Origin of the sequence: Polymorphospora rubra, assembly GCF_018324255.1 — a bacterium.
Lineage (GTDB): Bacteria > Actinomycetota > Actinomycetes > Mycobacteriales > Micromonosporaceae > Polymorphospora > Polymorphospora rubra.
Map to the genome: position 1 here is coordinate 37,029 of NZ_AP023359.1, position 23,715 is coordinate 60,743.

At 68.4% G+C, this 23,715-nt stretch carries 17 protein-coding genes, 1 tRNA gene and 1 pseudogene; 10 read left to right on the plus strand and 9 right to left on the minus strand.

Annotated elements, in window-relative coordinates; genetic code table 11:
• Positions 1-121: 121 nt before the first annotated feature.
• The 6 genes from Prubr_RS00205 to Prubr_RS00230 form a co-directional block, all read right to left on the minus strand.
• Positions 122-1,915, minus strand: coding sequence for a VirB4 family type IV secretion system protein (locus tag Prubr_RS00205; protein WP_212820414.1), 1,794 nt, complete (start codon positions 1,913-1,915; stop codon positions 122-124).
• Positions 1,912-2,838 carry a PrgI family protein gene (locus tag Prubr_RS00210; RefSeq protein ID WP_212820416.1) on the minus strand — a complete coding sequence of 309 codons (927 nt, stop codon included), beginning with the start codon at positions 2,836-2,838 and terminating at the stop codon, positions 1,912-1,914. Before Prubr_RS00210 ends, Prubr_RS00205 begins: the two co-directional genes overlap by 4 nt.
• Positions 2,835-4,892: a TrbL/VirB6 family protein gene (locus tag Prubr_RS00215; RefSeq protein WP_425517972.1), complete on the minus strand. Its 2,058-nt coding sequence runs from the start codon at positions 4,890-4,892 to the stop codon at positions 2,835-2,837. The genes Prubr_RS00210 and Prubr_RS00215 overlap by 4 nt, the downstream gene beginning before the upstream one ends.
• Positions 4,880-5,323, minus strand: a complete 444-nt coding sequence (locus Prubr_RS00220; protein ID WP_212820418.1) for a pilin — start codon at positions 5,321-5,323, stop codon at positions 4,880-4,882. Before Prubr_RS00220 ends, Prubr_RS00215 begins: the two co-directional genes overlap by 13 nt.
• Before the next feature lie 284 nt (positions 5,324-5,607).
• A complete protein-coding gene (locus tag Prubr_RS00225; RefSeq protein ID WP_212820420.1) occupies positions 5,608-6,429 on the minus strand; it encodes a hypothetical protein in 822 nt (273 codons plus the stop codon).
• Positions 6,430-6,742: 313 nt separating this feature from the next.
• Positions 6,743-6,961 carry a hypothetical protein gene (locus tag Prubr_RS00230; RefSeq protein WP_212820422.1) on the minus strand — a complete coding sequence of 73 codons (219 nt, stop codon included), beginning with the start codon at positions 6,959-6,961 and terminating at the stop codon, positions 6,743-6,745.
• Between the two features lie 168 nt (positions 6,962-7,129).
• Between Prubr_RS00230 and Prubr_RS00235 the strand changes: the two genes are divergently transcribed.
• Positions 7,130-7,339 (plus strand): hypothetical protein, encoded by a 210-nt coding sequence (locus Prubr_RS00235; protein ID WP_212820424.1) that lies wholly within the window; start codon positions 7,130-7,132, stop codon positions 7,337-7,339.
• Positions 7,340-7,475: 136 nt separating this feature from the next.
• Positions 7,476-7,898: a hypothetical protein gene (locus Prubr_RS00240; protein ID WP_212820426.1), complete on the plus strand. Its 423-nt coding sequence runs from the start codon at positions 7,476-7,478 to the stop codon at positions 7,896-7,898.
• Between the two features lie 655 nt (positions 7,899-8,553).
• On the opposite strand, the gene Prubr_RS00245 is transcribed toward Prubr_RS00240, so the two are convergent.
• A complete protein-coding gene (locus Prubr_RS00245; protein ID WP_212820429.1) occupies positions 8,554-13,311 on the minus strand; it encodes an RHS repeat domain-containing protein in 4,758 nt (1,585 codons plus the stop codon).
• Between the two features lie 250 nt (positions 13,312-13,561).
• Here Prubr_RS00245 and Prubr_RS00250 point away from each other — a divergent pair, with 250 nt between their 5' ends.
• Together Prubr_RS00250 and Prubr_RS00255 are read left to right on the plus strand one after the other, a co-directional pair.
• On the plus strand, positions 13,562-13,699 hold the full coding sequence (locus tag Prubr_RS00250; RefSeq protein ID WP_212820431.1) for a hypothetical protein: 138 nt from the start codon (positions 13,562-13,564) through the stop codon (positions 13,697-13,699).
• A gap of 213 nt (positions 13,700-13,912) precedes the next feature.
• Positions 13,913-14,131: a hypothetical protein gene (locus Prubr_RS00255; protein ID WP_212820433.1), complete on the plus strand. Its 219-nt coding sequence runs from the start codon at positions 13,913-13,915 to the stop codon at positions 14,129-14,131.
• A 984-nt stretch (positions 14,132-15,115) separates the two neighbouring features.
• On the opposite strand, the gene Prubr_RS00260 is transcribed toward Prubr_RS00255, so the two are convergent.
• Positions 15,116-15,909 (minus strand): IS5 family transposase gene (locus Prubr_RS00260; protein WP_425518079.1). Its coding sequence is split into 2 segments (ribosomal slippage): positions 15,116-15,876 and positions 15,876-15,909, totalling 795 coding nucleotides; the frame shifts between segments, so codons are not numbered across the junction.
• Positions 15,910-16,192: 283 nt separating this feature from the next.
• Here Prubr_RS00260 and Prubr_RS00265 point away from each other — a divergent pair.
• The 4 genes and pseudogenes from Prubr_RS00265 to Prubr_RS00280 all read left to right on the plus strand — a co-directional run bounded on the left by Prubr_RS00265 (position 16,193) and on the right by Prubr_RS00280 (position 20,703).
• On the plus strand, positions 16,193-16,396 hold the full coding sequence (locus Prubr_RS00265; RefSeq protein WP_212820435.1) for a hypothetical protein: 204 nt from the start codon (positions 16,193-16,195) through the stop codon (positions 16,394-16,396).
• Between the two features lie 643 nt (positions 16,397-17,039).
• A pseudogene (locus Prubr_RS00270) lies at positions 17,040-17,755 on the plus strand (hypothetical protein).
• Positions 17,748-18,674 (plus strand): TRM11 family SAM-dependent methyltransferase, encoded by a 927-nt coding sequence (locus Prubr_RS00275; protein WP_212820439.1) that lies wholly within the window; start codon positions 17,748-17,750, stop codon positions 18,672-18,674. The pseudogene Prubr_RS00270 and the gene Prubr_RS00275 overlap by 8 nt, the downstream one beginning before the upstream one ends.
• A 283-nt stretch (positions 18,675-18,957) precedes the next feature.
• Positions 18,958-20,703 (plus strand): recombinase family protein, encoded by a 1,746-nt coding sequence (locus Prubr_RS00280; protein WP_212820441.1) that lies wholly within the window; start codon positions 18,958-18,960, stop codon positions 20,701-20,703.
• Here the strand turns inward: Prubr_RS00280 and Prubr_RS00285 are convergent.
• Positions 20,685-20,768: transfer RNA gene (locus tag Prubr_RS00285), tRNA-Leu, on the minus strand. The two genes, Prubr_RS00280 and Prubr_RS00285, sit on opposite strands and share 19 nt — an antisense overlap.
• A gap of 190 nt (positions 20,769-20,958) precedes the next feature.
• Between Prubr_RS00285 and Prubr_RS00290 the strand changes: the two genes are divergently transcribed.
• Together Prubr_RS00290 and Prubr_RS00295 are read left to right on the plus strand one after the other, a co-directional pair.
• Positions 20,959-21,363: a RidA family protein gene (locus Prubr_RS00290; RefSeq protein ID WP_212820444.1), complete on the plus strand. Its 405-nt coding sequence runs from the start codon at positions 20,959-20,961 to the stop codon at positions 21,361-21,363.
• A gap of 247 nt (positions 21,364-21,610) precedes the next feature.
• Entirely contained in the window at positions 21,611-23,701 is a 2,091-nt protein-coding gene (locus tag Prubr_RS00295) for a cellulase family glycosylhydrolase (RefSeq protein WP_212820446.1), read from the plus strand.
• The last annotated feature ends 14 nt before the right edge of the window (positions 23,702-23,715 follow it).

The window sequence follows — 23,715 nt, forward strand, 5'->3', positions numbered from 1 at the left end:
GAACGCCGCCCTGACCAGGCACACACCCGGTGGGCTCCGGAGGCTGGGATGGGGACAGGGCAGGGATGGGAATCATCGGGGACTCCGATCGGCGGTGGTGAGGGAGGCTCGTGGGCCGGGGTTAGCGGCGGCGGTCCGGCGAACCGGTGACAGGGCCGGTGACGATCAACTCGTGCTCGGTCGCGGAGGCGTGGCTGTGGAAGGCCACCCGCGCCGACCCAGCCGCGAGAAGCGTGTCTCCGCGCTGGCAGGACAGAAGGAACGCCCGCTCGCCGTCGGTGAGTCCGAATGCCTCGGCAACGGCGTCGATCGCCTGGGGCGCCTGCCGCAACAGGATCTGCGTCGCAGCGTTGGAGACGACGGCGCGGCCGGTCTTGGTGGCGAGCACGTCGGCGGCGTCCTGGGTCACCACGGTTAGGCCGACGCCGTACTTGCGGGCGGACTTGGCGAGGGTCTCCAGGAACACGCCGCCGCGACCGCCGGACAGCAGTTTCCACGCCTCGTCCACCAGCACCATCCGCAGCACGTCCGGGCGAGCACCGGAGGCGGTCGCGCCGCGTACGGTGCGCCAGATCGTGTCCAGGGTGAGCAGCGTGCCGACCGGGTGTAGTTGCTCGGGTAGGTCCTTGATGGCGAACACCACGAGATGCCCTCGGGCGAGCGTGGTGGTTGGCCCGTCGAACAGGCCCTGCATGCTGCCGGCCACGTAGGGGTGCAGGCGGGCGGCGACTCGGCGGCCGGCGTCGTCGGTGCCCTCCAGGGCGGCCATCACGTCGGCCAGCAGCGGCGCCGGTCGCCTCCACGTGCGCGGGTCGGTGGTGATGCCCTTGCCTCGGTACGCGGCCAGCACGGCGACGTCCAGCGAGCGGGCCTCGTCGCCGGGCAGCGGCGCACTGACGGCGGTGTCACCGCTGCCCATCACGGTCACGAGCGTGTGCAGGAACCGTGCCCGGTCGTTGAGGGCGTCGTCGTCACCGGGCGGCAGGTCGAGAGGGTTGATCTTCACGCCGGCCGCGGCGAGGCGGATGACCGTGCCGCCGACCGCGGCGGCCAGGCGCAGGTATTCGTCTTCGGGGTCGATGACGAACGCCTCGACCCCGAGGCACAGGTTGCGCAGCAGATCGAGCTTGGCCAGGTAGGACTTCCCTTCCCCGGAGCGGGCGAGGATGACGGCGTTGTAGTTGGATTGCGCCCACCGGTCCCAGACCACGACTCCGGCCGAGTGCAGGTTGAGCCCGAACAGCACGCCCATGCCGCTGTCTCCGGCGGTGTCGGGCAGGTCGGGGCTGGTGAACGGGAAACTCGCGGCGAGGGCGTCGGTGTCGAAGACCCGCTTCATCGCGAGCGCGTCGAACGCGAGGGGTAGGCCGCTGATCCAGCCCTGCAACTGCCGCCACGTCAACGGCGCGGTCTCCAGCAGCAGCGATGCTGCGAGGGATCGCACCTCGGCCACCCGGTCAGCGAGATCGTTTGGGCTGGCGGCGTGGACGGTCAGGTACAGGCCGAGGCGGAACAGGCGGGCCTCGCCTCGGGCGACACGGCCGGCCAGCTCGGCGGCGTCGGCCGCGGCGGCGTCGAGTTCGGGATCGTCCAGGCGGCCCCTGGCCGCGTCGTGGCGGCGGGAGGACTCGAACCGGCCGCGCTGCTTACGCAGCCGCTGCGAGGCCACCGCCGGCGGGACCGGCTCGATGTGGAAGGCAGCGTCGACCAGGCCCGGGTAAGACAGGATCGGCTCCGCCCACCCCGGGCCGACCTCGGCCGGATAGCCGACGACGGCGAGCGTGGCGCTGTAGCCGTCCCCGACCCGCACGTACCGGCCGTCGACCTCAACGGCGTCCGGGGAACCGGGCAGGATCGTGGCCGACTCGGGCGCGGAACGCCGCCGCTTCGGCAGCAGCTCGGACAGCAGGCTCACAGGTTGTCACCTCCGTCAGATGTGGCGTGGGGCGTGAGGGCCGGGGCGGTGGGGTCGAGGCTGGCCGCAAGCCGCACCATGGCGTCCGCCCCGTCCAGGACCCGGGCGGGAACCTCACAGCCGGCAAGGGCGCGAACCGCCTCGGCGGCATGATGCGCGGCGTGGTGCGCGCCACGTCGGCTACGCACGGCGACGGTGACCTGCCGGTGCAGCAGCTCGCGCTGACCGGCCAGGTCATCGAGGAACGCCACGTGCGCGCGGGCGGCCTCCTCTAACGCGGGATGCGGCAGGCCCGGGGCGGCGGCGAGGAACCGGTCGGCGAGGTAGGTCAGGTCGACCCGCTGTGCCCGCACTACGATCTGCGTCGGCCCGTCGAGGCTGTGCAGCCACCGCGCGAACCCGGCCACCAGGCCGTTCTGCTCCCCCGGGGTCCGCAGGCCGAAGGCCACCGTCGAGGCGGCGACCAGGCCGGTGGTGCCGTCCGCCCCGAGATCGATCAGCCCGTCGCCGGTCATGCCCTTCGCGGGCAGCCGCAGCGGTGCGGGCAGCGGTAGCCGGTCACCCGGCCCGGCGGTGGTGGCAACCCATGCCGGAGCCGGGATGACCGGCCCATCGGCCGGCACGAGCCGCCGCGGACTGCGGCGGTGCCGCAGCGCCGCGAGGACCCAGGCGTCGAGACTGCTGCCGTCACGGCGGCCGACCGCGAGCAGGTACGCCCCAGCGGCAACCGGCAGCCCACCTGCGGCGAACACCAGCGGATGCACCACCGTGGCGACCGCCGTCCACGCCGCGTAGAGCAGCAGACCCGTGACGGCCAGGATCACCAACTGGCGTCCCGACAGGCCGAACGCAATCCGATCAGGGCGTTCGATGTCTGCGGGAACCCGAGCCCTCATCGGGGCCTCGTCGGCATGGCGGCTCATCGCTGATCACCTCTCGGTCTCGATGACGAGCGCCGCACCGGACCGGGCGATCGAGCCGGCGGTGGGGACGGCGGGGACGGGGGCGGCCCGGTACGGACGGCGGTCGGACCCACCGGCGTCGCGCCAGCGGCCGGGGACAGGCGCGGCGGCGGGGACGCTGACCGGCGACCGTCCGTGGACGGTGGGACGGACGAGTCCGGTGGACGAGGCCGGGGTGTGTTGGTGGCCGGTGCTCGTCGGGCGGCGGTGCTCGCGTTGGCGGCGGCTTGCCCGCTCGGGGTGGCGCGCTGGGCCGCCGTGGGCCGTGTCCCGGGGGTCGAAGCTCGTCGTGACCCGCCGGCTCTCGGTGTGGCCGGAGCTGCGGAGAACACCGGCGTGACCGGGGTAGGTGGCCGGCGCGGCGCGTTCTGCGGCGCTGGTGCGGCCGAGAACGTCACTGCCGGTGCCGTGCCGCCGGGTGTTGCTCTCGGTGTCGTGGTCGTGGCGTCGCTGAAGGCGACTCGGGCCGGTGGGGTGGTCGGGGACGGCGGGCTCGGGTGGGGCGGGGCTGGGTGGGAGAACTGCGCGGCCGGGACACCGCCGGACGGTGCAGGCGTCGGGGTGGACGGGACTGCTGGGTGGCTGAAGGTGGGGACGGCGTTCGTCCCGGCCGGCGCGGGTAGCGGCGTGTGGGTGACTGGGGCATGGCTGAAGGCCGTCGGTCCCGGCGGGGACGGCGGGACGGGAGTCGGCCCGGGACGGGGCGGGCGCGGTGGACGGGGCGGACGTGGGCCGCCGGGCGATGGACGAGGGCCGGGTGGACGAGGTGCCGTCCGTCCGGCGTTCCGGGCCGCGCTCGCGCCGCCCAGGACGCCGGCCGCCGCACCGAGCGTCTTGATCATGACGAAGGTCTGGACGAGCTGGCCGATCAGTCCTCGGCCGTTGCTCTGTCCGAGCGGGCCGAGGATGAACTGCCGCATCCAGCCCGGCAGCTTGATCAGCAGCCACAGCATCGTCAGGCACACAATGACGCCGAGGAGCCCTTGCCCGGTCGCTGGTATGCCCATCACGGTCGGCCCGGCGGGGGTGAGGAACACCTTGATGCTGGCCATGACGACGATGGCCTGGGCGAGTTGCAGGCCGAGGCAGGCCAGGACGCAGCGCCACCACAGGTGGGCCACACCCTCGGTCAACGGGCTGGCGTGGCAGATCAACGCCGCCGGGGCGAACCCGAGCAGGATGACCAGCGCCGCCAGTCGCAGGACGAACGTGAACTCCAGGACGAGGCACATCACGATCACAGCGATGGCCATCAGCGCCATCAGGAAACCGTGGCCTTGCAGGGCGTTGTCCACGATCTGCCGGATCGCGGTCGCGGCGGTCGGGCCGTCGATCGTGTTGCCGGCGATGGCCACGGTCAGCGCGTTGGTCAGCGTGATGGCCTTCTCGCCGATGACCAGGCTGCAATTGGCCAGGACCACGCCCAGGGCGATGCGGGGTAGCACCTGCTTGAGGCCGTACTGGGTCTGCAAGGTCTCCCGGGCGGTGACCAGGAACCCTCCGGCAACGATGAACAGCACCAGGACGCCGTTGGCGGTGATCAGGCTGGTCGTCCAGATCGCCCTGACGTGCTCGTTGTTGGTGAGGTCGGGGGTGGACAGCCACGATGCGCCGAGGGCTTCCATCACCGGCTGGAGTGCCTGCTCGGCAGCCCACACGACCAGGTCGACCACGGCCTTGTGGATCTGGCCCCCGATGTCGTACCAGTCCGGATCATCTTCAACAGAAGGCTGACCGGGAGTCGGGGCCGGGCCGGGCGTGGGTGCCGGCGCGGCTGGCGCGGAGGGAGACGGTTCCACCCCCGGCGGGCGGACGCCAGGGTCAGGCACGCCGGGCGTTGGCGGCGTGCCGGGTGCGGTAGAGGGCGGGCCGGGTGCCGGGCTCGGCTCGGCATGCGCCGGCCCGGCCCAGGTCAGGGCAAGGCCGGCGAGGATCACCACGCCGAGCAGCAGCAACGCCACCGGTCGGAACTGGCGGCGGGATCGGATCGCGAGGGCGGTCATCAGGCCACCCATGCGTCGACGATGGTCACGAACAGCGGCGCAAGCAGTGCGAGGGCGTAGCCGATCGCGGCGGACCGCAGCGCGAGCTTGGCCTTCTCGACCTCGCCGGGGTCGCCGTTGGCGGCCAGGTAACGCACGCCGCCGACGGTGAGGAACAGGGTGGCGACCGCGACCAGGATGCCGACGAGCCAGGTACGGATGTTGTTGGCGACCTGTTCGATCGACTCGGCGGCCAGCACCACCGCTGCGGGCTCGGCCGCCCACGCCACGGTCGGCACAGCGACGAGGACTGCAGCCACCGCGGCGGTATTGAGTAGGACCAGGGCGGCGCGGACAGTCCGAGGACGGTATCGGAGCAGGCGGCGGACGGAAGGCCGTCCGCGCCTGCCCGCCCCGAGGCGGCGGACCGCCGCCTCGGGGCGTGGGAAGGGGACGTGGTTCATGGGATGGGGCACCTCCGATGCGCGCGCCGACGCAGCCGCAGCGGGGCGTGGGTGCGCGAGTGGGTGGCAAAGGCGGGACCGGGCGGTGCGCTCGTGGGTGACCTGTGGTGCCGACCGGCGTGGCCGTCCTCCTCACCAGAAGTGGCGGTTGGGCCGGGGACCGTGCGGGGTGTCAGCGCCGTCAGCGGGTCCGGTCGGAACAGGTCACCTGCGCGGAAGAGTCCCGCACTAGGGGATTACAAATCCGAGCCTCGGATTGGAAAGCCGCAGCTCAGACGGGTTACCTACGGGCGCTTCCGCACGGCGGGTACGTCCAGGACCAAGGTTCCGGTGGCCTCGTTGATCACGTCGGCGTACGGGTCGGACAACTCGCCGGACTCGATCGCGGCCTTGAGCCGGGCGACGGCGGCGGTGCGGCGCTTGTAGAGGTTCCAGCGGGGCTGGCCGGTGCGTTCGGCGTACGCGGTGAGGCTGACCTCCTCCAGGTACGTCGCGCCGATCAGCTCCGCCTCCCCGACGGTGATGACCCCGGCGTTGACCGCGCGGGCGAGAACGAGATCCGGGTGACCGTACGGGGCCGGCGGCAACACCGCCCCCGGCGCGTGGTTCGGCGCCCCGGACAACGCGGGCTCCTGCTCGCGCAGCTCGGCACGGGCCTTGGAGAACGCCGCCGACAACAGATTTCCGACCACACCCGGCCGGTCCACATCGACCGTGCCGAGAGCGCGAAGGAAGTGCTCGACGATGGCGGCCTGTACGTCACCGGTGAACAGCTTGGACAGCAGGTACGCCTTGAACCTCAGACCCGGCAACGCGACACCGACCGCACCGGCACGCCACGCCGGGTCACCGGTACGGGCACGCTGCACCAGCAGCCTCCACGCCACGTCCCGGGCGGCGTAGTCGCAAGACGGGTGCATCAGGATCGCCGACAGCTCGGGCAGGGCGATGGCCCGGCGGGGCAGGCCCTGGCCGAGGCTGCGGCCGTTCACCGACAGCGGGCTCGGTCCCTGCCCCAGCAGCCGGAATCGGTACTCGATGTCGTTGAGAAGCGTCTCACCGCGCCGGGAAGCGGCTGGCTCGGTGGCGGGGGGACGACGGTCCATGGTGGCGCTCCCTCGTAATGACCGTGTGCCGACCGGCGGGAGTGCCGGTCGGCGCTGTGCCACCACGCCACCAGGGCCTTTGAACAGATCATGAACAGTCGTGATCTTGTTCTAGGTGTCTCGACACGTGTTCAACCCGGCCGTCGCCGATCCCCTTCGATGCGTCTCGGTGTCAACCAGCGGACACCCCGTTCCGGGGTGCGCAACCCGTGGTCAGGCTGTTCAAGGCCCTTCACGCCGGCCGCAGCCGCGTCGAGGCGGCACCTTCGAACACGCGCCGCCTATGACGCAGCCACGGGGTGAAGCGGGACGGTCACGAGGGCTCCCGCCGGGCGTACCGCGCCTCATCGCGATCTTGTTCAAAGCCCGAGACGGTCAGCCCGGCACGTTCAAGCAAAAGGCGATCTTGCGCAAAGCGAGTGAGGATCTTGTTCAACCTGTCGCCGATGGCGTCGGCGATCCATGCGCTGCCAACAGCCGACGCCCAAGGTGCTCTGGCCTGCATGTTCAGCCCGTTGAGAATCTTGTTCAACCAGGTGGCTGTGGGTTTTCAGTAGAGTTGATCCGTTCTCACTGAACTTGATCCGCCCGGGTGCGTGCTGCCGTCCGGGCCGTCGCTAGCCTTGGACAGCTCTGGATCAGGGGGAGGCGGGCGGGTTTGGGCGGTCTGGTGGCGCTGCGGGGTTCGGCGCCTGCCTCGTTGTCCGGGTTCGTTGTGGCGTACGTCGGCCCGGACGGGCGGGAGCTGCGGGAGGACCTGGACGTGGTGGCCGGGGTGGCGTTCGAGTTGGTGCCGCCGGTGCGTTCGTTCCCGGCGTACCGGGGCAGCGCAACAACACGGGCCTGTGGTGGTCGGCCACGATCGGCGGGCATGTGGGCTTCGAGTCGTGGCTGGAGCGGGATCACCTGACGCTCCTAGACTGTTAAGCCCGTAGTCGATCAAGCCCATACTCAACGTAACAGAGCCGAACCACTCAACCTCGCGAGTCAACCAATCCCAGGACACTCCCCCTCCCCCACTCTCTGCCGCAGCGCATAATGGGTGGGTGCATGTATGGGATGAATTGACGTTAGAGCAGTTCGCTGTGATGGTTACCGCAGTCGAGGAGGCATACCTTAACAACGTCATCGATGAGTACGGCGCACGATTGGAGTGGGCGAAGACGCGCGACACCACCATTCCATCCAAGCTAGACGCTGCCGCTAAGCGGCAGCTGATCCCGCACTTCGCGTCGGTCGTCCTGAACTTGATTGAACGAGGCTGGATCGAGCTGACCGAGGAGCCGACACTCGACCGTCGGCATGACGCGGAGCCGATCAGCGGGGCCAGCCTGCACGACACGTTGCACGACCCGGCGAGCTGGATGGAGACACCAGACGGCAGACGCCGAATGGTCACGTTGACACAAACTGAAGCCTGGGAGCTTCTTACTCGTCAAGCATCCAACGCAGTAGAGGCTGAGGACTAGCGTGTTGGTCGCGGCAAATCTAAAAGCAAGCCGACGCTTACGCGGGATCCGAAGTCCGTCTCCGCCCGCCACAAGGGGTCGCCCCTCCACTTGCCTGGCGCGGGCTACATCTCAACCGATTCACTGTCAAGCCGTGGGTTCGATGGAGAGTCTGATGAGTCCCGGTTCCGATGGAGCCGGGTTGGTTGACTCTTCAGGCTTTTCATCATTGAGGAGACATGCCGAGGAGATACACACCCGAGTTCCTTCGTAAGGTTTTCGGTCTGCTCAAGGCTGGCCGGTCGGTCGCGAATCTGGTCCGGACCCCGCTGTAGCCTCATTCCACTGCCGGCGCAGGTGGCCGAAGTAGGGGTGCAGCCCCTTGCCGCACTAGCGGGCCGGCGGGATAAGTAGTTCCTCGGTGGGCGGCGACGCACTTCTCGACGGTCTCGCACAGGTGGAACTACACGGCGTCGGGTGCGCCAAGACTACCCGCCACCGCAGCACAAGAGGTGGGTCAGAGCTGATCTCAATGGCCATTCACATGACGAGCCTCTTCGACCTGATGTTGGCTTACTTCCCACGGCCGGCGGCGGGGACCAGGCCGGCATCAGTGACCGGATCGCTGGCACCCCACCACAGCCGGTGGTGCTGGCATGGATCTCAGCAATAGAGGCTACCGCCTGAACGGTCCTCTCCTGAGGATGTCGCGTGCACCCTTGAGGCCGGGCCCAGGATTCCCATTACTGATGATCTGTAGGCCCTGACCTTTCTCGATTGCCGGGTTGCCCTTTGCGGCAGCTCGATAATTCAACCCGCCGACAGTTACTCGAATAAAGGGCGCCTGATGCAATGGATCAGCGGAGTTTGGAACGCCACGGTTGAACTCGACCCAACCTCGTTCACCGAACGCCTTGTTCCTAGTGGGGGGAGTACCAAACCTCCTCCCCTCACCCTTCCCAAGAGGCTGCTCCTTCCAGTCTCTCGGAACCATTGCTCGAACCTCGGCTTCAGTTGCGCCCTGCATTGAGGCAGGGTTCGTTAGGCTGCGGGTAAAGCCGTCATCCGCACCAATGCTGCCGAACAGGATTTGCCCAACACCGTCAAATAGCCCTTGGCCGTTGATTTGCAGCGTCAGATCCAGGACGTCCGCAGCAAAGTCCTCGGGACACAGATCCGTGGACATGCATATATCGCCCCAAATTTTGTACTCCGTGCACAACCAGAAGCAATTACGCCATCCAGAGTAGTAATCGTAAGCTTCCTGGAGAGCTTGGTAGTTCGGATCATTCCTGTGCACCACGACGTGCTTACCGATCCGAACTAGATCGTCATCCCGTTTTACCACTTTACCAATTTTTGCCTTGTGACCACTACCACTACGGCCACCAGTTGCCCAATCGCTGCCGCCGGCGTACGGGCCGCTACCGGCTCGCCCACTACTGCCGTTGCCGCTGTAGCCACCAAGCATTCCTAGGTCCTCTGGCGGAACCCTCAGACCGGTCGGGTCACTGAAAGTGACCGGGCTGTTTCTGCTGTACTGATACGCATTGTGTTGCCCCGGATCGCCGGACACGAACAATGGGTCGACGGAGATGAAGCGGCCGGTGGTGGGGTCGTATTCGCGGGCGCCGAGGTGGGTGAGGCCGGTGGGGTCGGTGGGTGCGCCGAGGTAGCCGCGGGTGCCGGGCCATTCCGTGGGGGTGGTGCCGTTGGGTTCGCCGAAGGGCAGGGTGCGTCGGCGGTTGATGGTGGCAGGGCTGGTGTTGCTGTCGATGGCGTGGGTGTGGGTGCCGTGGTGGTCGGTGGCGAGGCGGGTAACGCCGGTGACGGTGCGCACGGCGACGGTGTTGCCGGCGTGGGTGTAGTAGCGGGTGCCGTCGACCTGGTTGTCGGGTTTGAGGAGGAGTTCGTTTTGGCCGAGGTAGAGGGTGGTGCCGGTGTTGTCGCGGCGGATGAGGCGGTTGCCGTCGGCGTCGTAGAGGTAGCTGGTGGTCAGGCCGGTCTGGGTGGTGGTGACGAGGCGGCCTTCGGGGTCCCAGGTGAGGGTCTGGGTGGTGCCGTCGATGGTGCGGGTGGTGGTGTTGCCGGCGGTGTCGTAGGTGTAGCTGTTGGTGTGGGTGACCTGGCCGGTGTGGGCGACCTGGGTGAGCGCGTGTGGCTGGGGCCCGCCGGGGGTGGGGTAGGTGGAGGTGGCGGTGGTGGAGCCGGTCGCGGTGTGGCTGGTCTGGGTTACCCGGTTGCCGACGTTGTCGTAGGTCCAGGACAGCCGGTAGGGGTCCGCGCCGGCGCGCTGTGGGGTGGTGCAGCCGTGGGCGGCTTCGGTCCAGGCGCTGGTGAGCCGGCGTAGGTGGTCGTAGCGGAAGCACTCGACCTGATCGACGACGGTGTCGGTGCTGTGGACCAGGGCGGTGATGTTGCCGGCCGGGTTGGTGTAGTAGTTGGTGGCGGCGCGGTTGGTGAAGGTTCCGGCGGTGGTGGGGTGTTCGCTGTCGATGCCGATCTGGGTCAGCCGGCGGCTGGCCGGGTCGACCTGCTTGTTGATGCGAACGCGCCGGTTGGCGGTGTTCCGGTAGGTCAGTTCCTTGACCTGGCCGTCCCAGTGGTAGGCGGTGTCGTTGACATAGCCGGTGGCGGGGGTCGTCAGCGTGGTGGGCAGGCCGGCGTTGTTGTAGGCGTAGGCAAGGTTCTCTGCGGGCAGGCCACCGACAGCGGGCAGGGCCGTGGTAGCGGGCGCGCCGTTGGGTTTGTAGGTGTAGGTGATGGTGTGGCTGCCGGCGAGGTTGCCTTCGCTGGCGGGGATGGAGACGGTGTTGCCGATGGGTGCGTACCGGTCGGTGTAGCCGGTGACGCCGACGGTGTACTGGTCGGTGCCGACATACCGGGTCGACGAGGTGGGTAGGCCGTCGGCGATGGTGTCGTACAGCCAGGAGGCGCGCAGCGTTCCGGTGGCGGAATCGTCGCGCAGGTGGGTGCGGCGGCCGAGGCTGTCGTAGGTGTTGTGCAGGATCTCGCCGCGGCTGTCGGTGGTGGTGATCAATTGGCCGGCGTTGTCGTAGGTAGAGGTGGTGGTCCCGGCGTCGGGGTCGGTGCGGGACGTCTGCCGGCCGCGCAGGTCGTAGCTGTAGGTCCAGTCGTTACCGGCTGGATCGGTGACGCCGACGAGCTGGTCGGCCTTGTCGTAGGTGTAGGTGGTCTGGTCGTAGGTGCCGGTCGGGGTCGCGGCGGTGTAGCGGCGCAGCGCGGTCATGCGGCCGAAGATGTCGTCGATGGTGGTGGTGGCGGTGCCGCCAGCGGGTGGGGTGACGTTGACGCGGTCGCCGTCGTAGGTGCTGGTGGTCTGCCACTTCAGGGTGTTGAGCGACCAGAGGGCTTCGGCGGTGACGCGTTCCAGGCCGTCGTGGGTGTAGCGGGTCTGGGTGTTGACGAGGGAGTCGGTGACCCCGGCCAGGGTCGCGGTGGGGCCAGAGGCGTCGTTGTAGAAGGTGGAGACCTTGACCGGCAGGCCGCGAGAGTCGTACTGGGTGTCGGCGATGACGCGCTTGCCGTCCGGTGCCGTCGTCTGGGTCTGACGGGGACGCATCAGGCCGTCGTAGATCTCGAACGAGCTGATCCGATTTCCGTTCGGGCCGATCTGTTGGGCCTGGATATGGTTGGGGGCCGAGGCGCTGAGCGTGTAGGTGTACTCGGTGTCGGGTGTGCCGCTGGTCGCGGTTCCGGGCAGCCAGACCTTGGTCAGCCGGCCCAGCGGGTCGTAGTTGGCGGTCGACGTCCTGCCGTTCGGGTCGACAACTGTCGTCGGCTGACCCCGATGGATGTCGAGGTTCGTGGTGGTGGCGTGTCCGGCCGGGTTGCTCTCGGTGATGCTGGTTGGGACGCCGGTGGCCGGGGTGTAGACGGTGGTGGAGGTTCGCCCCAATGCGTCGCTGGTGCTCAGGGACCGGCCGAGCGCGTCGTAGGTGGCGGTCGAGGTGGTGATGTAGCCGGGCGTGGTACCGGTGTGCGAGGCCGCGTTCTCGGCCTTGGTGACCAGGCCCTTGGTCGGGGCGGTCGTGTGGCTGGTGGCACCGTCGTAGTAGGTGCGGCCGTCGGACAGAAGGTCCTGCGGATAGGTGGGCGTGGTGGAGCAGGCGACTCCGACGGACTCGGTGCGGGAGACGGTGTCGGTGATCCAGGGGCTGGTATTCCACGGGATCGAGTTGCGGGTGTACTCGTAACGGGTACAGGTCTCATCGCCGGTCACCGCCGCGTCGCCGTGGTCCTCGATCTGCGACACCATGCCGTACGTGCTGTCGAAGGTGCGGACGATGTTGCGTTGGCGCCAACTGGATGTGGCGGCGATCCACTCGTAGTCATTCTCGTGCTGCACGCCGACGTAATACGAGCGGAACGTCGTCGGTTGGGCGTGCGTGGCAGGTTCGACACGTTGACCGGTCTGCTGCCGCCACGGCCCGTACAAGGTCTTGAACAACGCCTGCCCGCCCGGCGAGGCGTAATGGGTCTCCTCACGCAGCATGCCCGCGTACGAGTTCTCGTCGTTGACCGCGACACCGGACGAGGCCGTGACCGTCGCCGTCCGGGTACCCTCACCGGCATCGGTGCGGTCGCCGTGCATGCCCCGGAAGTACAGGTACTTCGACTCCGTCTTCGTTCCGCCGTCGGCGCCCTTGGTGACGGTGACGGTCGGCCAGCCACGGAAGTCCGACCAGCTGCGCTTGTCCAGCGGCAGCGACCAGGCCGCGTCGTCGTGATGCCACAACACGTCTGTCGACGAGCCCGCCGTGGAGTACGCGTACTTGTGCACCACCAGCGGTGATCCGCCGACCGCGTCCTCCTCGGTAACCTGGGTGACCCGGTACTTGTTCCACCACGCCCAACCCGCCGGGGACCCGGGCGGTGTGTACCGCTGGGGAAAGCAGCGCTTGGCGTTGTGGTCCGGGTCGGGCAGCGACGTCGCGGTGCAGTCCGAGTTCTCGTAGGTGATGTTGACGTAGCCGCCGGTGCCCAGGGTCAGCCTGGTGAGCCGGTACTTGTTCGTCAGCGCCACCCCGGCCGACACGTTGTGATCGGTACGGTTGGCATACCGGGTCCCGGCGGTCGTCACGTCCGGCACCGACGCCGTACCGCCGACGCGGCCCTCGTGCTTGATCCGGTCCAGCCACAACGACGGGAACGTCAGCGCCGCGCTCTCCATCGTGGCCGGGAACGTGTGCCCCATCGTCCAGTGATCAACGTCCTGGTAGCTGCCGCCGACCTTGACCTGCGTCGTCACCGACGCCAGCCGGTGCGATGACCAGAACGTCGGCGACATGTTGTTCGGACACGGGTTACCCGTGCACTTCAGGTCCCACGGCGTATCGGGCCAGTTCGCCGTGTTCGGGCTTGCCTGCGTCCCACACGACGTCAGGCAGCGGTCCCCGCCGGCGAACACCACCTGCATCGGCGGCGTGCCCGGCAGCTCCGACCCGGCCCGGGTGCCGTACTCGATCCGCCCCAGCCAACCGTCACGGTGGTAGCCGGTCTGCCACTCCTGCCGACCGACCAGCGCCGTCACGTTCCCGACCCGGTTGTACCAGTACGACATCGAGTTGCCGCTGGTGTCCACGACGTAGTCCAGGTTCCACCGCCACGCCATCTGGCACCGCGACGCCAGGAAGTTCGTCGTCGACAGGCACGGCTCGCCGTTGTGGTTGGAGAACACCGGCACACCCCACACCGAACCGGTCTCCCGCACCCCCGACGACCAGCCCGGCAACCGGGTACGACCGAACCAGTACTGCGTCCCGTCGGACGTCGTCAACCGCCAGTGCTCGTTGTTGTGATAGCCGGTCACCGTCCCCGACGTCAGCAACTCCAGCCGCGACCCGTCGTCGTCGGCCAGCCGCCACCGGCCGTCATCACCCAGGATGATCTCCGACGACCGCCCGCCCATCGACAACGTCGCGTTCTGATCCCGCCAGCACAGGTCCGCCGTCGCGTTCGTCCACCGCGGACTGTTCGCCAGATCCTCCGCACACGCCCGATACGACCGCTCGATGAACGGCGCCTCGAACGACCAGCCCTCCCCCATCCACGACGGCTGCGTGTTCTCCCCGTTCGTACGACCATCCACCGAAGCCGACGAATACGTGAACGAGATTTCCGGCGCCAGGCCGCCCGGCGCCGGCGGCACCCGCACCGGATACGACCACGTGAACCCGCCACCGGACTGCCCCGCCTGCCACGACGCCGACGACGCCAGCGACGACTTCTGAAACGTGCCCGCCGCCGACGCCGACCCCGCCATCAACGCCACCACACCACCAGAACCCGAGAGCAGACCGCTCCCGGACCGGGCCGGCTCCGATACGACCGGCAGGTCAGCGGACACCACCCCGCCGACCGGGTCGTTGACCGATCCCAGATCGATCACCCCAGGGCAGTCCGACTCCTCGACGGGCTCGGCCGCGCACTCGGGAAGCAGCACCAGACGCAGCCGGCCCCCATACGCCCCACCAAACGCCTCCACCAGGTCGCCGTAGCCGACCTCGAGCCGCGCCGCACCGTCACCGGTCTCACCATCCGCGCGCGAAACCCGCATCAGCACCGCAGCACCAGCCGCCTCGGCCGCCGACCGGTCCAGCACCTCCACCCGGACCCGGCCGGGCACATCACCCGCATCCGACGCCGACCGGCCCGCGACGGCCGCGACCGGCCGCGCCGCCACCGGCAACCCGCCCACGTCGACCGGATCGCCCTCCGGTTCCACCTCCACCACCACCGACGCGGCGTCCGGCCACTCGATCGGCGCCGGCGGAGTCCACAGATCCTCCTCCGTCTGCCCCGGCGACGGCGCGTTCTTCGGCCTCACCTGCGTCACCGGTGTCGACCGCTCCTGCGGCAACCCCGCCGCACCCGGCTCCGCCCACGCCGGGACGTATGGCAAAAGCGTGACCGCGACCAGCACCGCCACAGCTAGCACCAGCCGCCGAGCCACCCGATGGACCATCGAAATCAGGCGCGAGGAACCCGTTCCGTCCAACACCGCAAACCCCCGTGAGCATCGACAACAGCGCAGACGCACCGTAGAGATCGACAACACGAAAGATCAATAGTCCATTACAAGCTGTCAGGACGAGCGGCATGTGACATACCAAAACGCCCACCGCCATCACCCTCCGCACCGCCCAACAACCACCACCAACAATCGAAATGCCGAAGATGCCCGATCAGGTCTGAGTGCTCGTTGAAGACCCTGGTCAGCGTGTGTGGATGGCGGGTTGGAGTCGGCCGGTGTGGTGGTATCTGGCCAGGCGTCGGGTCATCACGATGACCATGGCCCACTGGACCATCGCGGCGTGGTGTGCGGGATGGCGTTCGTAGTCGCGGACGGTACGACGGCAGCGGATGATCCAGGACAGCGTTCGCTCCACGACCCATCTGCGGTGCAGGACCTGGAAGCCGACCTGGCCGGCGAGCTTGCGCACGATCTGGACCGTCAGGCCGAGGGTGTCGGTGGCCCAGTCGACGAGTTGGCCGGTGTAGCCCGCGTCGGCCCAGATCGCGGTCACGCGGGTGAAACAGCCGCGTACGGCCCACAGCAGCAGGCGGGCTGCGTGGCGGTCCTGCACGGCGCCGGTGGTGACCAGGATGACCAGTAGCAGGCCGGTGGTGTCCACGACGATGTGGCGCTTGCGGCCGTTGACCTTCTTGCCGGCGTCGTAGCCGCGGCTGGTCCTGGCGACGGTGTCGGCGGCGCGGACGGACTGTGAGTCCATGATCGCCGCGGTCGGGGTGGGGTTGCGGCCTTCGGCGGTGCGGATCTGTTCGCGGAGGCCGTTGTGCAGGCGGGTGAGGGTGCCGTCGCGGGTCCAGGTGCGGAAGTAGTGGTAGACGGTCGGCCAGGGTGGGAAGTCGACCGGCAGTGCGCGCCATACGCAGCTGTTGTGGTCGAGGTAGCGGATGGCGTCGACGATGTCGCGACGCGGGCAGGTGACCCGGGCCGCCCGCCTTGCCCGCCGGTGCCGACGGCGGGCAAATACGCAGCGATCAGCTGCCATTCGGTGTCGGTGGTGTCGGACGGGTAGCGGCGGGAACGGCGTGGGCAGGTGCTCCGGGACGGGAGCGGGGGGCGGGGCGACGGCCTGGCCGCAGACCAGGTAGAAACTCACTGTAGGGCCTTCGGGATGGCATGGCTTCGACAACCACAGCCGTACCCGGAGGCCCTACCACGTGTCCGCGCGACACACCGAGACCGACTCGGATTCCTTTGCCCTCAGCCGAGCCCCGCCACGCTGACCTGCTTCTTCAAGGGGCACTTAACGACAGGAGAAAACATGGCACGACGGTGGATCAAGCTTGAGCTGCCCGACGACCTGCCTACCTCGAAGTACGCCGACATCGGACACGCGATCTACTTCCTTGCACGCGCTGGACTCCCTGACGGTGACTTTCAACTCATCACCGACGACATCGATTCGCCCGAGACGCTGAACGCCCGATACGAGCGTCACGCACAAGCCGACCCGTGGATTCGCTGAAGGCAAGGGCTCTCACCGCACCGTGGCGCAGCCCGCGGATGGCCGGGACTGCAAGCGCGGGGAGGAAGCGCGAGGCGTGAAGCAGCGGAGCCTCCCGGCATCAATGGATCGCCGACCCGTTGCTGCCCGGCGACCAACGATATCTCGACCGTGACCCGATGCTGACCGACCGCTTCCAGACCCAGGCAGGCACCTTAGGCGGCAGCGACGGATCCGGTGACAGGCCCACGCCGCGATGAGGCTCGTGCGGAGCCTCATCGCTCACAGTCTGCCGATGTTCCAACGAGCGTCCGGGGTGCCGGGCCGGCGCACGCCGGCCTGGCACCCCGGACGCTGCCCGGCGACAACCCATCAAATTCGCCGGCCTACCCCCAACACCAGCAAACCTACCCCGCTCCGCCATCGCGTCGGGCACGTTTGAGCAGGTCGGCCTACCTGCCTATTCGCGGCTATGGGGCCTGATGCGCTCATCCGCAGCGCTCGGAGACCTGTCAGTCCGAGCAGCAAACACTCCCAGAGCAGGCCAGAGAACGGCAGGGGAGAGGTCTGACACGGGTGAGGTCGGGCTCGGGTTTCCAATCCGAGGCCCGGATCTGTAATCCCTTAGTGTCAGCGCTTGTCGGCGGACGTGGCCCACATGCCCATGCCGAAGCCCAACTTCACCGCTCCCGACGACCGGCCTGCGCCGGCACCGGTCGGGTTGCTCCTTCCCCCTATCCACGTCCCACGCACCCCCGCCGGGGAGTACCGGACTGGCACGGACTGTCCTCGAACCACCTCGCCCACCTCATCCACCGCTACACCCACCCGGGTGACGTGGTACTCGACCTCGACGCCCACCCCGCCACCCTCGCCGCGACCACCTACCTGCACCGGATACCGGCCCGGCTGGTCACCGGCCCCCACGGTCTGCGCCTGCGGGTCCTACCGTCCGGACGTCAAAAGCGCGACGTGCCTCACCTGCCCGAATCGGGTGTCAATCTGATCCTGGCGACGCTTCCGCAGGCGACCGAGCGCCTCGCACCAGACGACGTCACCACCGCGATCAGCACCTGGCGACCTCTGCTGCGCCCCAGCGGGTTCCTGCTCATCGGACTCACCACCGCGCCGGCTCAGCCGGGCGAGTTCAGCCACCGCGCCACGGTCATCGCCGCCGCCCGCGCCGCCGGCCTCTTCTACCACCAGCACATCCCGGCCGTCCTCGTCCCGCTGCCCGAACACGAGCCCCGCACGGCCCCGGAACGCACCGACGAAGCCGACGACGGCCGGCGCCTGCTCGCCGGCCGTCACATTCCGACGTTCCGGGACCTGGTCGTGTTCGGCACCACCGCCACCGGTGGGGAGAACGCCTGTGTCTGAGCCCCGTCCGCCGTTGCACAGCGCCGGCCCTCACGACTCCGAATCGCCGTACCCCGATGCGTCCGACCTGGCCGCTCTGCTCGCCGAGGGCTACCTCGGGTCCGTCTGGCTTACCGGCCAACACCCATCCCGCGACCTGCGGCGCGGCCGATACACCCCAGCCTCGATGACGCACCCCGGCAAGATGCTGCCCACTATCCCCCGCTACGCCATCCGCACCTACACCAACCCCGGCGACGTAGTGCTCGATCCCATGGCCGGGATCGGCACCACCGTCGTCGAGGCCATGCACCTCGGCCGGCACGGCGTCGGGGTCGAGTACGAAGCCGAGTGGGTCGCCAAGGCGGCAGACAACATCCGTCACACCGTCCAGACAGGGGCACCGGGACGGGGCGAGATCTACCACGGGAACTCGACCGCGCTGCCGGCACTGCTGCCGGCAAGCCTGCACGGCCAGGTTTCCCTGGTGATCACCTCACCGCCATACGGACCGTCCACCCACGGCCACGTCCGCACACCCGGCCCAAGGCGCGGCAAGGTCCGCAAGCTCCACCACAAGTACGGAGGCATGGACAACCTCGCCTACCGCAGCCACGGCCAACTGGCCGACGGGTTCACCGCGATCCTCACCGGCTGCCGTACGCTGCTGCGTCCCGGCGGACACGTCGTCGTCACCGCCCGGCCCTACCGCCACCACGGCGAACTCATCGACATCCCCGGCATGGTCGCCGCCGCCGGCATCAACGCCGGCCTGGAACTGGTCGAGGAGTGCATCGCCCTGATCTGCGGCGTCCGCGACGGCGTGATCATCCCCCGCGCCTCATTTTTTCAGCAGAAGAACATCCGCGACGCCATCGCCACTGGCGACCCACAATGGCTCGTCCAGCACGAAGACGTTCTGGTCCTGAGCGCGCCCTGATGAACGACCGCTCGCCAAACGAACCGGCCCAAACCTCCACGCCGAGACCTGCGCCGACGATCAAATTTCGTACCGAACCGGAGCTGACTGATGCTGCGGCTCGCGCGCTGCTGGCCTTGCTGCAACGCTCATCAGCCAGCGGGCACCAGAATCCGACCGAAATTACCGACGCTTGATCACTTCATGCTGATATGCGTGGATCTATGCAACAACGCGTCCGCCGGCCACCCAATCCCGAGACGGCCGGCGGACGCATACTCACTACACCCGGAAGGCACGTTCGGTGACCATCGACATACCTCGTATCGAAGGTACTGCCGCCGCCCTGCTCGCCCAACGAGAACACCCACGATTCGCGTTCTACGGCCGCGTCTCCACCGAGGACCAACAAGACCCAGTGGCGTCGAGAAACTGGCAACTCACCCGCGCCACCGGCCTCATCGAACCAGCCGGCGGCATCCTCGTCACGGAGTTCTTCGACGTCGGCCTGTCCCGCTCCCTGCCGTGGAAGCGGCGCCCACACGCCGCCAGGCTGCTCAACGCCCTCGCCGATTCGAACCGCGGGTTCGACGCGGTCGTGGTCGGTGAGCCCCAACGGGCCTTCTACGGCAACCAGTACAGCCTGACCATGCCCGTCTTCTCCCACTACGGCGTCGGCCTGTGGGTACCCGAGGTCGGCGGCGCGATCGACCCTGACTCCGAAGCCCACGACCTGATCATGAGCGTGTTCGGTGGCATGTCCAAGGGCGAACGGACCCGCGTGAAGGTCCGCGTCCGCACCGCCATGACCTCGCAGGCAAAAATCGAAGGCCGGTTCCTCGGTGGGCGCCCGCCGTACGGGTACCGCCTCGCCGACGCCGGACCGCACCCGAACCCGGGCAAGGCCGCCGATGGCCGTCGCCTGCACAAGCTGGAGCCCGATCCGGCCACCGCGCCGGTTGTCCGGCGGATCTTCGCCATGTACCTCGCCAACAACGGCTACTTTGCCATCGCCGAGGCGCTCACCCGCGACGGCATCCCTTGCCCGTCAGCCGCCGACCCCGCCCGTAACCCTCACCGCAGCGGCGAAGGCTGGGCCAAGAGCGCCGTCAAGAACATCCTGTCCAACCCCCGCTACACCGGTCGGCAGGTATGGAATAAGCAGCGTAAGGACGAGGTACTCCTCGATGTCAACGACGTCGCTCTCGGCTACGAGACCCGGATGCGCTGGAACGACAGAGACTCCTGGGTGTGGTCCGACACGATCGCGCATCCGCCGCTCGTCACCGTCAACGACTTCGAACTGGTGCAGACGATCATGGCGGCCAGCGGCCGAGGCCGCACCGGCACCCGACAACGGGAAACGCGCCGCCACTACATGCTTCGCGGCCTCATGATCTGCGGACTGTGCGGACGCAAAATGCAGAGCCACCAGGCACACGAGACCGCCTACTACCGGTGCCGATACCCCAACGAGTACGCCCTCGCCAACCACGTCCAGCACCCTCGCAACGTCTACGTCGCCGAACGAGACATCGTCCCCGCACTCGACAACTGGCTCCTCAAGGCGTTCGCCCCGCACCGGCTCACCGACACGATCCGCCGGCTCCACGCCGCCCAACCCCACGCCGGACAGCCCAGCACAACTGCGCCGGAGGTCGCCGCCGCGAACAAGATCATCGCTGCATGCGACGCCAAACTCCTCCAGTACCGCGCCGTCGCAGACGCCGGAGGCGACCCTGCCACCGTCGCCGCCTGGATGGCCGAGGTCAACGCCCAACGCGCCGCCGCCCTCGCCCAGCGCGAGCAGGCAACAACGCAGAAACAGGCTCCCGATCGCCTTACCGAGGACGACATCCGACGCCTCGTCGGGACCTTTGACGACCTCCGCAACACGCTGCGCGACGCCCACAGCAAGGACAAAAGCACCGTCTACCGCGAGCTACAACTCGCCCTCACCTACAACCCCGGCCAAAACAAAATCAGCGTCGAGGCTAGGCCCGACGCTGATTACTATGGGGTAACTGTACGTGTCCGAGGGGGGACTTGAACCCCCACGCCCTATACGGGCACTAGCACCTCAAGCTAGCGCGTCTGCCATTCCGCCACCCGGACTTACACGTTCCACCCTACCGGAGATCGGCCAGGCGATTCCTCGTCCGGCTTCGGCCTCCTTCAGGGGCACGGGGCATTACTGTACACGGGCCGTACGGGCATCGCACAACGCCCCGCCCGCCGGCCACCGCACCCATGCTGAGCAGCAAATTCGAGGGCGTCCGTGACCGTCGGCCGGCAGACTGCCCGGATGACGATCACCCGGATCAACCCCGAGGCCCTGCACGCCACCCCCGGCTACCACCACGTGACGGTCGTGGAGGCGGGCCGCACCGCGTACCTCGCCGGGCAGTGCCCGCTCGGCCCGGACGGCACCCTGGTCGGAGCGGACGACGTCGACGCGCAGGTCGACCAGGTGGTGTCGAACTCGTTGGCCGCGCTGGCCGCGGTGGAGGCCGGCCCGGAGCGGGTCGTACGCACCGTGATCTACGTGGTGAGCGACGACGGTGCCGTGCTGGCCGGGGTGTGGCGGCGGCTGCTGGCGTCGCCGCTGGCGCCGGCGTTCACGACGGCGAGCACGCTGGTCGGGGTGGCCCGGCTCGGGTTTCCCGGTCAGCTGGTGGAGCTGGACATCACGGCGTCGCTGCCCGGCTGACAGCCCGGGGTGCCGGCAGCCGTAAGCCGGGAAGAAGAGATGGGCGAGCATGCCCTACGCGGCCATCTCCGCATCCGCACACCATTAGACCTGCACATATAGAGTTCAGACAATTGACAAAGTTTAGATCCCAAACTTATTCTCCTGGTCAGTCTGGGCGCCGTCCGCGATCAACAGGGCGATCGGTACGGCGCCCCGCCGTACCCCGTCCCCGAAACGGCACGCACCCCCCTGGCGAGGAGCACCCATGACCGCGTTGCGCAGCACGACAAGACGGACACGATGGCGGATCGGCCTGCTCGCGAGCGGCCTGTCGGTACTGCTGGCGGCCCTGGGCATGACATTCGCGGTCAGCGCCCAGGCCGCCGCCGGCTGCCGGGTCGTCTACACCGCCCCGAACCAGTGGCCGGGCGGCTTCACCGCGAACGTCGCCGTCACCAACCTCGGCGACACGATCAACAACTGGAGCCTGACCTGGACGTTCCCGTCCGGGCAGCAGGTCACCCAGGCCTGGAACGCCAACGTCACCTCCTCCGGCGCCAACGTCACCGCCACCAATGTCGGCTACAACGGCACCATCGCGACCAACGCCACCGTGTCGTTCGGCTTCAACGGCTCCTGGACCGGCGCCAACACCGCCCCGTCGTCGTTCGCGCTCAACGGCGTGACCTGCACCGGCAGCGTCGGCCCCACCACTCCGCCGACCACCCAGCCGCCGACCTCGCCACCGCCGACCGGCAACCCGACCAACCCGGCCGCGGCCGTCGCCGCGATGGAGCCCGGCTGGAACCTCGGCAACTCGTTCGACGCCACCGGCGACGGCGAGACCTCGTGGGGCAACCCGCGGGTGACCGCGCAGCTGCTCGACAACATCAAGGCCCAGGGCTTCAAGAGCGTCCGGATCCCGGTCACCTGGGGCCAGCACCACGGGGCGGCGCCGAACTACACGATCAACCCGACCTACCTCAACCGGGTCAAGGAGGTCGTCGACTGGGCGCTCGCCGACGACTTCTACGTGATGATCAACATCCATCACGACTCGTGGCAGTGGATCGCGAACATGCCCGCCAACCGCACCACGGTCCTGGCCCGCTACAACGCGATCTGGACCCAGGTGGCCAACACCTTCCGCAACTCCTCGCCCAAGCTCGTCTTCGAGAGCGTCAACGAACCCCAGTTCACCGGCAGCTCCGGTGACGCGCAGAACGCCGCGTTGCTGCACGAACTGAACACGTCGTTCCACGGCATCGTGCGGCAGTCCGGCGGCAACAACGCCACCCGCCTGCTGGTCCTACCGACCCTGCACACCTCGTCCGACCAGGCCCGGATCGACGAGCTGGTCGCCACGTTCGACGCCCTCGACGACCCGAACCTGATCGCGACCTACCACTTCTACGGCTACTGGCCGTTCAGCGTGAACGTCGCCGGCGGCACCCGGTTCGACGCCACGGTGCAGCAGGACCTCACCGACGCCTTCGACCGGATCCACACCGCGTTCACCGCCCGCGGCATCCCGGTCATCCTCGGCGAGTACGGCCTGCTCGGCTTCGACCGGCACACCGGCACCATCCAGCAGGGCGAGAAGCTGAAGTTCTTCGAGTTCCTCGGCCACTACGCCCGGGCCAGGCAGATCACCACGATGTGGTGGGACAACGGGCAGCACTTCAACCGCAACACCCACCAGTGGAACGACCCCGAACTGTTCGCCCAGATCAAGTCGAGCTGGACCACCCGGTCCGGCACCGCCTCCAGCGACCAGGTCTTCACCGCCCGCTCCGGCGCCGTCACCGCCAAGTCACTCACCCTGAACCTCAACGGCACGTCGTTCGTCGGGCTCCGGCACGGCAACACCGACCTCGTCCGCGGCACCGACTACACCGTCAGCGGCAACCAGCTGACACTGACCGCCGCCGCGCTGACCCGGCTGAGCGGCGACCGGGCGTACGGCACCAACGCGGTGCTGTCGGCCCGCTTCTCCCAGGGCGTCCCGTGGCGGATCAACCTCGTCACCTACGACCGGCCGGTACTGCAGAACGCCACCGGAACGACCGGTTCGTTCACGATCCCGACCACGTTCCGCGGCGACCAGCTCGCCACGATGGAGGCGACGTACGCCGACGGCAGCAACGCCGGCCCGCACAACTGGACGCCGTTCAAGGAGTTCGACCACACGTTCGCGCCGAACTACACCGCGAACAACATCGTGCTCAAGCCGGAGTTCTTCGCCGAGGTCAACGACAACTCCCGGGTCACCCTGCGGTTCCACTTCTGGAGCGGCGAGATCGTCACCTACTACGTCACCAGGTCCGGCGGCAACGTCACCGGCACCACCAGCTGATCACCGGGGAGCAG

What these genes read in the sequence shown, in the direction of transcription:
- Prubr_RS00210 (WP_212820416.1), bottom strand. Translation starts at nt 2,838, where the DNA reads ATGAGCCGCCATGCCGACGAGGCCCCGATGAGGGCTCGGGTTCCCGCA.
- Prubr_RS00215 (WP_425517972.1), bottom strand. Translation starts at nt 4,892, where the DNA reads ATGGGTGGCCTGATGACCGCCCTCGCGATCCGATCCCGCCGCCAGTTC.
- Prubr_RS00220 (WP_212820418.1), bottom strand. Translation starts at nt 5,323, where the DNA reads ATGAACCACGTCCCCTTCCCACGCCCCGAGGCGGCGGTCCGCCGCCTC.
- Prubr_RS00225 (WP_212820420.1), bottom strand. Translation starts at nt 6,429, where the DNA reads ATGGACCGTCGTCCCCCCGCCACCGAGCCAGCCGCTTCCCGGCGCGGT.
- Prubr_RS00255 (WP_212820433.1), top strand. Translation starts at nt 13,913, where the DNA reads ATGAACGGCGCCTCGAACGACCAGCCCTCCCCCATCCACGACGGCTGC.
- Prubr_RS00265 (WP_212820435.1), top strand. Translation starts at nt 16,193, where the DNA reads ATGGCACGACGGTGGATCAAGCTTGAGCTGCCCGACGACCTGCCTACC.
- Prubr_RS00290 (WP_212820444.1), top strand. Translation starts at nt 20,959, where the DNA reads ATGACGATCACCCGGATCAACCCCGAGGCCCTGCACGCCACCCCCGGC.
- Prubr_RS00295 (WP_212820446.1), top strand. Translation starts at nt 21,611, where the DNA reads ATGACCGCGTTGCGCAGCACGACAAGACGGACACGATGGCGGATCGGC.